The 13767-nt window shown below is 27.0% G+C and carries 8 protein-coding genes; 5 read left to right on the top strand and 3 right to left on the bottom strand.

Translation table 11 applies throughout. The features are described from left to right. Nucleotides 1-27: 27 nt before the first annotated feature. On the bottom strand, nt 28-900 hold the full coding sequence (locus AC2GW8_RS03920) for an SDR family oxidoreductase (protein WP_440881485.1): 873 nt from the start codon (nt 898-900) through the stop codon (nt 28-30). A 1223-nt stretch (nt 901-2123) separates the two neighbouring features. Between AC2GW8_RS03920 and AC2GW8_RS03915 the strand changes: the two genes are divergently transcribed. Further along, nucleotides 2124-3605, top strand: coding sequence for a hypothetical protein (locus AC2GW8_RS03915; RefSeq protein WP_440881484.1), 1482 nt, complete (start codon nt 2124-2126; stop codon nt 3603-3605). Between the two features lie 291 nt (nt 3606-3896). Here the strand turns inward: AC2GW8_RS03915 and AC2GW8_RS03910 are convergent, their stop codons facing one another. Both AC2GW8_RS03910 and AC2GW8_RS03905 read right to left on the bottom strand, forming a co-directional pair. Next, a complete protein-coding gene (locus AC2GW8_RS03910) occupies nt 3897-4361 on the bottom strand; it encodes a DUF2753 family protein (RefSeq protein WP_440881483.1) in 465 nt (154 codons plus the stop codon). Beyond that, nucleotides 4361-4960 carry a superoxide dismutase gene (locus tag AC2GW8_RS03905; RefSeq protein WP_440881482.1) on the bottom strand — a complete coding sequence of 200 codons (600 nt, stop codon included), beginning with the start codon at nt 4958-4960 and terminating at the stop codon, nt 4361-4363. Before AC2GW8_RS03905 ends, AC2GW8_RS03910 begins: the two co-directional genes overlap by 1 nt. A 1312-nt stretch (nt 4961-6272) precedes the next feature. On the opposite strand from AC2GW8_RS03905, the gene AC2GW8_RS03900 reads away from it, so the two are divergent. The 4 genes from AC2GW8_RS03900 (at nt 6273) to AC2GW8_RS03885 (ending at nt 13721) form a co-directional block, all read left to right on the top strand. Then, entirely contained in the window at nt 6273-6659 is a 387-nt protein-coding gene (locus AC2GW8_RS03900; protein ID WP_440881481.1) for a hypothetical protein, read from the top strand. 2525 nt (nt 6660-9184) lie between these two features. After that, a complete protein-coding gene (locus tag AC2GW8_RS03895) occupies nt 9185-10810 on the top strand; it encodes a thiol-activated cytolysin family protein (protein WP_440881480.1) in 1626 nt (541 codons plus the stop codon). 1114 nt (nt 10811-11924) lie between these two features. Beyond that, nucleotides 11925-12833 carry a helix-turn-helix domain-containing protein gene (locus tag AC2GW8_RS03890; RefSeq protein WP_440881479.1) on the top strand — a complete coding sequence of 303 codons (909 nt, stop codon included), beginning with the start codon at nt 11925-11927 and terminating at the stop codon, nt 12831-12833. 273 nt (nt 12834-13106) lie between these two features. Beyond that, entirely contained in the window at nt 13107-13721 is a 615-nt protein-coding gene (locus AC2GW8_RS03885; protein WP_440881478.1) for a T3SS effector IpaJ family cysteine protease, read from the top strand. The last annotated feature ends 46 nt before the right edge of the window (nt 13722-13767 follow it).

Raw genomic sequence — 13767 nt, 5'->3', positions numbered from 1 at the left:
ACAAAATTGATTTTGGTATATTTTTTCTCAGGAAACTTTTGTTTCTTTCATAAATTCTACTTGTAATGTTTTCAAGACTTCATCTTGAAGCGGTTGGTAAGTTTTGTTCATTTCTAGGGCTCCATAATCCATGCCAACTACGGTTCTTGTAGGTCTTTTTCCATGAGGCATGCTAGCTAAACTTAAATAAGTATCTACCACTTCTTGTGATTGAGGTGCTTCAGGTGATTTTAAAAATTGATCAAACTGATCTATCATTCCGTTCTTAATGGAATCCAATTGAGGATAATCAGTAAGTATTTCTTTGCGATCCTCCTCTTGAATAGAACCAAACAATCCAGTACCAAAAGGGCCAGGTTCTACTAAAACTATTTCAACACCTTGCCCAGCAACTTCATATTTTAAAGCTTGAGAATAACCTTCCACAGCAAATTTAGAAGCATTATAAGTACCACAGAAAGGCCACGCAACACGTCCAGCTACAGAAGTAGTGTTAATAATTAGTCCTTTACCAGCTTTACGCATAGATGGTAAAATTGCTTGACTAACTCTTATAATACCATAATAATTTGTATTCATTTGTTGGTGCGCCTGTTCAACACTGAAAGCTTCCGTAATACCAACATACATAATCCCTGCATTATTGATAAGTATATCAATATTAATAGCATCCTTGAGTATTAAATTTGCTGCATTTTTAACAGAAGTATCGCTAGTTACATCCATTTCTACAACTGTAATATCGGAAGAATGGTTTTCTAATTCAGTTTTTTTTTCTGCATTTTTACCCTCCGTATTTCGCATAGTAGCAAATACTTTATATCCGTTATCTGCAAAATCTTTTGCAGCTTTTAAACCAAAACCGTTACTACTGCCAGTTATCATGACTTTTTTTTTCATAATTTATACATTTAAAGTTACCATACAAAGTTCAAAAACATCTCTCTGTTTTAAATAAAACAAATTCAATTAACTATAATACTTTTTACAGGAGCTAAGAACTAGTTAACAATCACTTGTTCTTTTTATATTAATATTAGCAGTTTATAGATATGGATAGATTTAAAAATAGTATTATCTAGTTTAAAAAGTAAAATAGATATGATTAATAGAAATTTTAAGTGCGTTCTTTCTTTTTTATTGATTGTCAGTTCTTTTTTTAAAATCTAAATTGACCCACTGTCCTAGTTCCTGTCGAATTTTCAATGATGTATAATGTAAATCCGTTTTCATCCTCTATAATTTTAGATATGGTTCTGATTTTTGAAAAATCTCCGCTTGTATCTGTGTATGCTACGGTAGTATTTTTCTTTAGCTCCTTTTTTTGGAGATAAAAAACATTACTTTTATTGGTTTAACTTAATAGATTCTTCTGTTTATATTGTATCTACAAGTGTAATAAACCTTTTTAAATACCTTTTTTGTTCTTTCAAACTCTACAAGAGGACATTTATTTACGCCTAAAGTGTCCTAGATCCTTTTAGTACGAATAGGTTGTATATCGTATTCTTGTACTCTATATTTTTTTATGTCAGCTTCATTAATCATTTGAATAAAAAAGATTTTATCGTTTAGATACATAATACTATTTCCGCTCTTATAGATTTTGTTTTCATGAAATTCTTTGTTACGTATATAAAAGTGCATTTATGATTAAATTTTGAACTTAAAAATTCTTTTATTTAATGAATTGTAGTCACCTATAATTTTAAGCTTATCTAAATCTTTGTCGAGACCATATTAAAATAAAAAAGCAAGCTTTTATTTTATTTATTTAAGTTTTTAGTACTAAGATTATTGAGAGAAATTAGTAAGATAATAGTTTTTTTTAACTAAGATTTAGTAGTTGTCTAAAGCTGATTATTGCTAGTTTTGCCCCGTATTAACAGTTATACAGGGATCTCTTAATTATTATTTTTTTGTTCAGAAATGAACTTATTTTAAAAATACACATAAGTTGTTAATGGGTGTTTTCATGCTTTTAGTCTAATGCATGTATACTCGTAATTATCGGTATTTACAATTCAATTATTTGCTGTGAATAAATATTATTTTTTGATTTTAAAAGTTTTTTTGACTTTTAAATAAAGGATTTAAATTAAATATAAAAACAATTATCGAATATGTTAGATAATCTTAATATTCAATTAGGAGCGGAAGTGGCAAATGGACACTTAAATAATGCATATAAAGTTCAATTTCCATTTTCTATTGAAGATCGTCAATATTTTTATGGTCAAAGTCAAAGTACTTATGGCTGGTTTATACAAGAAATTTTGCCAGGAGGAAAGATGGGGGAAAAGACAGCAGAAGGTGTTTTTAACAATGCTTATGACGTACAATTTCCATTTTCTATTGATGGTCGTCATTTTTTTTATGGTCAAAACCAAAGTACCAATTATTGGTTTATTCAAGAGTTACTACCAGGAGGATTGATGGGAGAGGAGACTGCTAATGGTTTTATGAACAACGCTTATGGAGTACAATTTCCATTTTCTATTGATGGTCGTCATTTTTTTTATGGTCAAAATCAAAGTACCAACTATTGGTTTATTCAAGAGTTGCTACCAGGAGGATTGATGGGGGAGGAGACTGCTAATGGTTTTATGAACAACGCTTATGGAGTACAATTTCCATTTAGTATCAATGAATGTCATTATATTTACGCCCAAAATCAGAGCACTAATTATTGGTTTATTCAAGAATTACTACCAGGAGGATTGATGGGAGAGGAGACTTCAAATGGGTACTTGGACAGTGCTTATGGAGTTCAATTTTTATATCCAACAAAACTTTTTGGTCATCAATATTTCTATGGTCAAGACCAAAGTAGTAAACGATGGTTTGTTAGAGAACTATTGGAAGAAGGGAAAATGGGAGAAGAAGTTATGCAAGGGCATTGGGATAATGCTTACAGTGTACAGTTTTCTTTTGAAATAGGTGATATATCTTATTTCTTTGCACAAAATCAGAGTACTAATTATTGGTTTATTCAAGAATTACTTTCAAGCACAGAATATACAATTAAAAATTTACCAAGACTCAACTTACCTTCATTAGCAGCTAATCAAAGGCCTTCTGATAATTTTAAGTCATCTTACCCTGTAGGATGGTTGCCTTATCTTGCAGATTGGAAACGTTATGTTAAAGAAGGAGGGCCAATTTTTAAATACCATGATCCTGAAAGTATTGAAGGAGTAGGAGTATTATTACCCATGGTTAATGGAAAATTATATGGAAATCAGTTGAAACGACAAATAACAGAGGAATTGAAGTTGTATGCTCAAAGTGAAGGACATTATTCTTGGGTGTTAGTTCCTGGTGGAAAAATTTTGTATAAATGGAATTCTCAGTTAGCTCTTGATTCAAGAGATTATACGAGGCATAGCGATTTAAATGCAGGGCTTCCAGTTACATGTGCAGGCGAATTTTATTTAACACGAAAAACGTCATTTATTTTTTTAAATACACTTTATATTGAAATTAATGATAGCTCGGGACATTATAAACCAGATGGAAATGTTTGTTTTAGGTATGTTTTAGATCAATTTGCTGAACTGGGTATAAAACTTGATAATGTTATTGTAAAAACACGTGATGCTTAGTTTAATAGAATGAATATTGATTAATGTTTATAGTTTCATTTTAGTGTGAAATCACGTATTTAAATTTATTACTAAATTAAAAAAGCCTTACTTATTTAAGTAAGGCTTTATAATTATCTGTCCAGTTGGGGGATATATATCCAGGAAAAAGAGAATCATATATGGAGGGTGGATATATTTAAGGCTGTACAGATAAAATAAAACGTTTAAACATTATAAAATAAATTATGTTTGATTATTTTAAAATGAGTAAAATACTCTTAAAAAAAGAGTTTAATTGTATAAATAATTTTATGGAATATTTATGACGTTATTCTCTATGAGTTGTTTTTTTATTTCAGTAAATAATTTTTCATCCTCTTTTTTAACTAAATTATTCTTTTTTCTAAAGTAAATATATGCCAGTGTAGCTCTTTTAAGCTCTGATTGTAAGCTGTCTATATTAAGATCCTTATTTGTTTTTAAATGTAAAAGATAGTAAATGACTCTTTTTAAAAGTTTTTCAGTTTCTTTTTTATTATTAAGTTTTTCAAAAGTGTTAGCTAAGTTGTTGCAAGAAATAATATAAATTTGTACAAAGGCGGTTTTTAAACGAATACAGTCTGAAATATTATTATTCAATACTTCAGCTCTGTAAAGAGCATCTTTGTAACCTGATATCGCTTTTTTGTAATTTCCTTTTTTAAAGAAGTTATTACTTTCAGTAGTTAAGGCCTTCCAGTGTTCTTCTATATGATTCACACAAGTATCACTCATTACAATACTATATTTTTATTAGCAAAATCCCAGTTGACAATTTCCCAAAAACCTTCTACGAATTTTGGTCTTACATTTTTATAATCTATGTAATAAGCATGTTCCCAGACATCTAATGTGAGAATTGGTTTTTTGAGTTCAGTCAATGGAGTATGGGCGTCTTTCATAGCAAGTATTTCAAGTTTACCTTTTTCATTTTGAGCCAACCAAGTCCAACCTGCACCAAATAACTTAATGGCTGTCGATGAAAATTGCTCTTTGAATTGCTGAAAATTACCAAAATCACGAATTATTAATTCTTTAATCTTTCCCGATGGTTCTTTACCACCATTTGGCGAGAGACAATGCCAGAAAAAAGAATGATTCCAATGTTGCGCAGCATTATTAAAAAGACTATCGTTTTTTTCAATATATCCTTTTTGTATAATTTTTTCAATGCTAAATTCTTCTATTTCAGTATCTTTTACTAGGTTGTGAAGGTTGTTTACGTAAGCGGCATGATGCTTACTATAGTGATAGTCAAATGTTTGCTCTGTTATAATTGGATTTAGTGCTTTTTTGTCATATGGAAGTTCTGGAAGTGTATGTGTAATTTTCATTTTATGTTTTTGTTTTTAACAATTTTATTTGTCTTTTTAGTTTATCTATTTAAGTAAGTGATGTTTTATCAGAATACTATTATTACATATTTGATCAATTTAGTAATGTTTGTTTTTTAGATTTACAAAAATAATTTTTTAGACTTGTCTAAAAAAATAAAATGATAAAAAATAAAAAAAATGAATCAATATTTAAATTGTGAATTGATTTTAAAAGGGAGTAATCTTCTGATAATTAGTGTGAATTGGGTAATAAATGTTTAATCAAATATTTTACTTGAATTTTAATATTAGTTTAGATAAAGTCGTTATGTGGTGGGTATAATTTTCAAAGTCTTTAGACGTTAAAGATGTTGAATTAAAATAAAAAGAAGTCGTAAATTGTACTCCTAGAGTTATTTATGATGAAAAAATAACCATTGTAATATAATGATAGTTGATTACTCAAGATAATTTAGATATCTATAAGGCATTATATTTAGCTTTGGAAGTAAGCTATCTTTCCTTTTTTTTATAATCAATGTTATGCTCTTACCATATTTTGAAAAGAAAAATTTTATTTTCCATATGGTTGATTCTTTTTTATTTCTATATAGTTCTTAATGCAATATTTTATGTGTAAAAAGCATAAGGAAGTTTAAAGATTGTTATAAGTTGAGAATATTTAAATTTTATGCTAGTTTTTTTCTTTATGGTTTTAACAATTGCTTTTTGGAATGATAGAAAATCTAAAACTAATCTAAAAAAATAGAGTGTATACAATTTTTAATTTCAGTTTTAAAAAAACATTAAAGATGTTCTTATTGAGAAATAATGACTTAATTTAAAAAAGCGGAAAAATACAGAGTGCTTATCGGTAATCCCTAACTGTTTGGCGTTTTTAACAGATATCTTTACAATGTTGTTTTTTAACATGCAAATCAAAAAATAAAGTTTATTATTATGGGGAAATTTTTAATAAAAAAAACAAAATTATTTTTGGGTCGCTTAACATTTATTTTAGCCGAATTTGGCAAAGGAGCGAGTTACGCATTAAGACATTAAAAAACAAAGCTAACCAAACTTATTTTTATGAAAATCTCTTAGAGCTATATTGGTCTAAGAGATTTTTTTATCAGATCTATGTCAATTAAAATAGCCCAATTTTAAAAGGTTTAAATAGGTCAATTAACTTTTTATTTTTTTAAATTTGGTATATCGGCTATATTCAAATTTATTGATCAGTTTGCTTAAATAAGTATTTTAAACTGGTCTACTAAAACTCGAAAAAAATGACTTTTTCACTAAATATTTTAATTTTAATTATGCCAAAATGATAAAAAAAGGCTTGATAGTTATATTGTATACACTGCTAATATCATGTTCTAAAAATAATAATGAATTACGCTCTTTTAAAGATCCTATTATAGGGGTTTGGAAATTAGATAAGTATCTAGGAGATTTTTCTTTTGATGTTACCCCTGATTGTGTTAAGAATAATACTTTTATCGTTCACGATGATTTAACATTTGATCTTACAACATACGAAACCGACTCTCAGGGTAATTGTGTTGAGAAAGCTAGTAATAAAGGTGATATAAATAAAAAAGATGCAAATCTATATGAAGGAAGAAGAGCAGAAATGATTTTGTTAGATAATTCAACTTTAAAAATACAACCTTCACCAGCTTGGTTTATGATATTTAAAAAACAAAATTAACTCCGATTATTTTAAACCAGCACTGTGAATAGATAAATAAAAACAAGTTTCTTACATTAGAGACTTGTTTTCTATGACGTAAAGGATAGTAGTTGTAAGAAAAAAAGCCTTTTGAACTATTTTACTCGAATTTTTTCACTTTGCTAAATTAGTTGATTCTTTTTCATAATTCTTTGAAATTACTCAAATTATGACTTTTAGACAGCTAAAGAGATTTTTACGAGACCTTTAATTCTTATAATACACACTATTTAAATTATTATTTGGTGCTTTTAACGAATAATAATTAGTAATTTATTGGATCCCAATATTTCTCCTTCGTATATATTATGATATGGACCGTTTCTGTATGAAATTTGAAAAATTAAACTATTGAATGATAAGTTTTTTAAAAGAACCTTCGGTGGAAATGATTTTTTAAGTTTTCAATAATTTTATTGTACATATTAGATTTACTTTTGTAAATGATCTGTACCCTACAACTTATTCTGATAATATCTAAATTTCCTATTATTTTATTAATTGCTTTATATAATTTTATACAATAAATAATAAACATTAAATTACCTTTATTGTTTGTAATCTTATATTTCCATGGCAGACTTTAACAGCATTTTAATCATTAAACTAATTAGTTACAATAATAATATATAAAGAATTTACTTTACATATTATATGTTTTTGAATCAAGTAATTTAGTTATAATTTTATGGTATAAAACAAATGAGTTTTCAATGTTATTTTTCATAATATCTAAAATAAAGTTTTAAAATGAAGTATTTTAGAACACATATTAACCTTTTAATCTATACTTTCAAACATATTTATTTCATACTTTGAAAAATTACAGAAAGCCATACATAAAATATTAATATTTTGTGTTAAGAAAAAAACTTTACAGGTGTTGAATATGAGGTTAATTGAAAAACAATGAATTAAACTTCGATTAACTATAAGTTTATAGTAATATTTTTTTAGTGGTTTTAATTACAGAAATATTTATTGAATTGGGTAAATATCTTTGAATTATGTTAATACTGCGCATTAACTTCTTTCATGAAGTTGTGGGCTATAGATAGTAGAAAGTTTGGTTAACACGCAGTTAAATAACATGATATACGTAAAATTAAAACAATTATTTTGAATATAAAAATAATAATAAAGGAAAATATTAGGCATGTATAGGTTTGTTGTAAGTATAAAGTAATTTACCATAGGATATAGATTAAAGATAATCAAAATATGAAGTTTTGAAAAAGACTTATCGAACTTATTAACTATAGAAAACAGCATTTTTGTTAAATTAAATAGAAAAAACATATAGTATTTTTCTACTTATCTAGATTATTAAAAAGAACTAAGACAAGGAGAGTAAATTCGGGAGAGGTTTAATAAACTACATTTTTTTAAACTAAAATTTAGATAAATTATATTTTACAACGATTAAATATGGCTCCAAGAAATTAAAGACTGCCTAAACAGACAGTCTTTATTTTCTTAAAAAAATCTAAAGATATTTATTATTTATTTGATCTAAAGATACATGGAGGGAATATGTTTTTATTAAATTTTACATAATTAAAATTGATTTTAAAATAAGAAAAAACACTGTTTTAAGTATACTATAAATAATTACATGAAATTAATAGTGTATTTTATTAATAAAGTTACTTCGAATTATATATGGTATAGTTAGGTTTTGCAACAATATTGATGATGATTCAATTACTCTGATTTGTCATATTAGTTTTTGATTAAACAGTCTTTTTATTATTAGATTATAATTTCAAAGGCAGAAATATTTTATTCTAAATAAATAAGTTTTAATTTCAAGTTGTGATAAATAGTTTTATCTATGAAATTAGGTGAATCTTTAGGATACTTATCTTTTATTATCGTAGGTAAATCATTTTATAAGTCAGATTTCACTTTTATTTCAACTGTCTTTTCGAGATTACTTGCAATAAGGATTATCCGAGCAGCTTTCTAGAATAAAATTTTTGCTGTGATTAAGTGAAAAATTGTGTTATTCCGGATAGTTTAAACCTTATACCTATACAACTCTTTAAATTATGTTTTAAAAATTTTCAAAGGAGATAAGCAATAGTAAATATTCTATCCAATTAAATAAAAAAAGATTAGTAAGGCAGTGAAATAAAAATAGTTTATAAAAAATAATTTTTAGATAAAAAGTTCATGGTTTTTAGTTTCGTTAGAAAGAAGTTTAACATGAATTTCAATCTTACTCTTGAGCTTAAAAATGGTTATTATAGTTCAAATTCTTAAATTTTAGTACTGATAATACTATTTTTTTTATGAAAAATATAAGATATGCTCATTTTGACTATTAAACCATAAAAACGGTAGGCTGTAGTGATATTTACTAGGTTTTTTAAAAAATAAATATTTAAAAATGAAGTTGAAAATAGTTAACAAATACATAAAGCTTTGTTAAATGGATGATTAGAGCCTACAAAAAATAAATTAAGTACTAGTTTTGCATCATAAAATAAAATAAAAAATAAATGATTAGTAAATTTAGAGAGCTATCAACAAAATCGTTGGTAGTACTATCACTTGTAGCTACTTCTTGTAGCAATGATTTATCAGAAAATTCATTTGAAAATGAAAAAGCGACAGCTTTAAATGAGTTAAGTGCTAATAGAAATAAAATTAATGGTTGTGATGGTAAACCGGTACTAAAAGATAAAGACTACGATACTTTTTTCTCAATTGAGGACACTCCGAATTCTATATATGTAGGTGCTATTCTTAATCCTGAATCTATTAAAGAAGGTAACCCAACTGATGTGCCAATTTTTGATAATAAAAGAAATTCAATTACTGTTAGGATAGATGGACAAAGTGGGGTTCCCTTTAAAACAGAACGTGTAGTCCCGGCCCCAGGTCCAGCAAAAATAGGTGATGCTGTAAATGAAGTTTTACATAAATTTTATGAAGATGGTTCAGCTTTACCTGGTGAATTTGAAGTTTCAATCGAAGAAGTACATGGAACAGAACAATTACAAGCAGCATTAGATATTGGTTATTCTGGTCCAGTTAATAAGTTTTCATCAAGTCTAGGTGTTGATTTAAAAAGCGATAAAACCGCTGTAGCAGTAAAATTAAAACAAAAGTTTTATAGTGTATCGGTTACTCCAAAGTTAGGATTAATAGGAGAAGATGGTTGGTATTCAAATAAATTAGGTAAAAAAGAAGTGGTGAGGTTAATGAAGAAATATGCTGGCACTAAAGATCCTGTTTATGTAAATAAAGTAACTTATGGACGTCTTTATTCATTAGTATATCAATCAAGTAGTTCTGCAGCAGATTTAAAAGCAGCTTTAAATTATGCGTATAAAGGTGCGGTCGCTGGAGCTGATGCATCTCTTAAAGCAAAGTATCAACGTACACTTAATAATACAGAGGTTACAGTAAAGCAAATAGGAGGAAATAGTTCAGACGCATTCAAAACAGTTTTATTTGCTCATACAAAAGAAATTGATAAAATTATAAACGCTTTATCTAATCATTCAGACCCAGGTAAGAATAATCCAGGTGAAATAATTGGTTATCATACAAAAAGGATTAGTAATAATTCAGTGTATTCAATTAACACGACATATAATTCTGTAGAAAAAGGAAGGTGTCAAGAAATTGTTATTGATCCAACGACACTGTATTATAATGGAGGTGATCATGGTACTGGTGGATCTGAATTTTATGGAGATTTTATAGTAGAAGAATTAGACGTGGAAACCGGAGATTGGAATCCTATTAGTAATAGACTTAGGTGGGGATTTAATAATGATTTAAATATAAAAAGAGATCATTTTACATATGGTATAGATCATGAATATGCGAATGGTAATGACCTAGTTTTTAATATAACAAAGGAGGAAGGAAAAAGATTTAGAATTGTTTCTACGCTTGGTGAGTGTGATGATTTTTGTATAGACGAAACAAAAAATATAGTGTATGAATATGTTGCTAAGCAAGATAAATGGTTAGAACATAATTCTAATAACGCTATCGGAAAGGGTCGTAATAATAGAAATACAAATAAACTTGGTTATGTACAGAAAGATGATGATAACTATGTTTGTACTATAAAATTCGATACATATATACTGAATAAAGAAACGCCATAACAAATAGAAAAAATTATAAATATAAAAAAGTCATCAGTTTTAAACTGGTGACTTTTTTATTTAAGTTATTGATTCAGATAAACTAGTGTTAAGGAGAAGATTAATAAACTTTTGATTTGTAACATTATTTATTCTAATAATAAACGATCTACTTTTTTAACCTAAAAAGTAGACTACTATATTTTGTCTGAACTCCATTTTAAAGTGACATAAAGCTTCACTTTAAGCTAGCTTTAATAACTATTTTAGTTTTCTGTAATTTTAGGTGTGTTCCTATCAACTTTATGAGAGAATAAATTCGTTATAACATACCACTAAGATCAAAGCATTTCATATTATACGGATAAATTGAATTTAACGAACTTTTCATTAGTATTTGAATATTCTAAATGTTATGAGCTTTTAAATTATATATAGGTGTTTTTAATTTTTATAAATACAAGTGCTTTTAGAAAAGATATACAAAATAAAATGATGTTTAAATTACATATATTTTATTTCTCTTATGGTTTAATAACTTTAGAAAAGCTCCCTAAGGAGCGTATTTCTAAAGAGAAAGTGAATAATGAAGGTAAAAAAATCGTTTTAAGTACTACATATAATTAATACGATTAGTTAAAAAACGATTCATAAATTAAATAATATTCAAATTTATTTTTTTTGGAGAAAAATCAATTATTAATTTATGTGTAAAAGTTATGAAAAAGAGTAAAACTGCGCATTAACTCCTTACATGAAGTTATGGGTATAGATAGTAGAAGGTTTGGTTAACACGCAGTAACAAATTAAATCAGGCAAATATACTAATAATATTAGTCAGTGATCAAGGGAAACAGGGAAAGAATAATCGTTAGTAAAACTCTTTAATAGTTCTTATCTGAAAATTAAATACTTAAAAAAAAAATTTATCAAAATAAATTTTTTGACAATTTTAATTAAAGTTTCAAAATAAGGCCAACAGTTTGTTTTTAACAATAGCCATGGCTTTTATTGAATCATTTTACAATTCAAATACTGATTACGATAGTTCAGTATAATCTAGTTTCTAAAGAATCTTAATTATCAGAATTTTACATAGAAGTTATAATAATTTTTAGATTTTATATTAGAAAGTATGAGTGAATCAGTTAAGATAAATAGTATTTTAGAACTACATAATTTTTTAAAATTAGGTAAACCTTTACATCCTTATATATCATTAGTTAAATCGAGCGCTATTCAATCTGCCCTTGATAAAATAAAGATTCCTCATACTTTAAATTTATATCAAATCAGCTTAACGGATATTGATTTAAATACCATTGCTAAATACGGAGATTTTTTTGATGATTTAGAGGGAGGAATAATGTCTTTTCAAATGGTAAACAGAAAGATAAAAGAAATAAAAAAATTAGACCAAGATGAAGGATGGTACTTGTTTTTTCATCCAGATTTAATAAGAAAAGTAGAGTTAAGCTACAAGATTGATAGTTATCCTTTTTTCTCTTGTACTTTTGAAGGAAATCTTATGATTTATAAAGAGGAGAGACAAACAATTTCAACTATCGTAGAAAATATAAAAAATGAAATCGGGAAACTTACGGATGTACACACTCAAGTTTTAGTAGTATTAAATATAGAGTTATTGCTTAATTATTGTCTACGTTGTTACGACCGACAATTTTATACACTTACCAATAGAAAAAATAGTAAAGCTAATAAATTTAGAGAGTTGTTAGAAGATTATTATAAAACGGATAGGCAGTTAGATCAGGGAGTGCCAACAGTTCAATATTTAGCAGAGTTGATGAATGTGTCTTCTAAATATTTGAGCCATATATTACGAAAAGAAACTGGACAAGGAGCTCAAGATCATATTCATAATTATGTGCTTAAAATAGCTAAAAATAGACTTTTGCATTCAGACAAAAGCGTAAATACAATAGCATATGAATTAGGTTTTGAATATCCTCAGTATTTTAATAGAATGTTTAAAAAGAAAACAAAAGTTACTCCAAATAAATATAGATTGAGTTCAGTTTAATTTTTATAGTACTGGATTTTTGAATAAGATTTTTTGAGTTAAAATTAATGAAATAGAGGGGGTATAGAGAGCATTGAATGTTTTTTAGAAGTAAAAATAGGTTTATAAAGTGTTATTAACGAATAATAAATCTATGAAAATACTGTTAGTCCTTGTGTGAAATGCTAGCTGTAGATTATAAAGTAGTTTGAACAATTCTGATCTTTAGAAGAAATACAATAATTATTGAATAATAGACAATATTAAATCATATAAAATAAATAATTTGAAATTATGGCTAAATACAAACAAACATTTAACAACTCATGTGGAGCAGCATCATTAATGTGTGCTGCCATTGAATTAAAAAAAACAAAAATACCAGGTAATACAGAGAATCCTATCCATCCTTTATGGATTACTCCGCATGATATTAAAGAACCTAATGGTGATAAGCAATCAGAAGCAATGATTTATGCAATAACTTCTGGAGCTGAAGGAGCACCGAGTGATAAAAGTGGTTATTCTTTGCCCAGTAGAATAGGGAAGGTTGCTGCATTGTTGGGGATACATTCTATCGCATTTGTGCCAACTACTTTAAAAGGAAACCTGTTATTATACTTTTATAATACAGAGAAATTAGATGCGCAAAAAGAAGGAATGTTGTTAAAAAGAGAACAAGCTCCAGTTTTAAAAGAAGGTCAATTTCTACTAAAGATTTTAAGAGTTGGTGCTGCAGATACATGGGTTCCAGCAAAAAGCCTACATTATGTTTTGGAGCGATCGGATAAAACTATTATGGATCCAAGCGTGGGGCAAAACTTTCCCGATTTAAATCATTGTATTAAAGCATTGAATAAAGAGGGGGCATTTTATGAAGATACAGGTTTGGCTATTTTATTAGCATAACCCATTAAATAAATTTTGAGGATGTAAATTGAAATTTTAAATACTT

This window comes from Tenacibaculum profundi (assembly GCF_057162725.1).
This window is presented reverse-complemented; position numbering and strand designations above follow the sequence as displayed.

Bases quoted from the DNA above. Each gene is read 5' to 3' on its own strand.
- AC2GW8_RS03920 (WP_440881485.1), bottom strand. From the start codon at position 900: ATGAAAAAAAAAGTCATGATAACTGGCAGTAGTAACGGTTTTGGTTTA.
- AC2GW8_RS03915 (WP_440881484.1), top strand. From the start codon at position 2,124: ATGTTAGATAATCTTAATATTCAATTAGGAGCGGAAGTGGCAAATGGA.
- AC2GW8_RS03910 (WP_440881483.1), bottom strand. From the start codon at position 4,361: ATGAGTGATACTTGTGTGAATCATATAGAAGAACACTGGAAGGCCTTA.
- AC2GW8_RS03905 (WP_440881482.1), bottom strand. From the start codon at position 4,960: ATGAAAATTACACATACACTTCCAGAACTTCCATATGACAAAAAAGCA.
- AC2GW8_RS03900 (WP_440881481.1), top strand. From the start codon at position 6,273: ATGATAAAAAAAGGCTTGATAGTTATATTGTATACACTGCTAATATCA.
- AC2GW8_RS03895 (WP_440881480.1), top strand. From the start codon at position 9,185: ATGATTAGTAAATTTAGAGAGCTATCAACAAAATCGTTGGTAGTACTA.
- AC2GW8_RS03890 (WP_440881479.1), top strand. From the start codon at position 11,925: ATGAGTGAATCAGTTAAGATAAATAGTATTTTAGAACTACATAATTTT.
- AC2GW8_RS03885 (WP_440881478.1), top strand. From the start codon at position 13,107: ATGGCTAAATACAAACAAACATTTAACAACTCATGTGGAGCAGCATCA.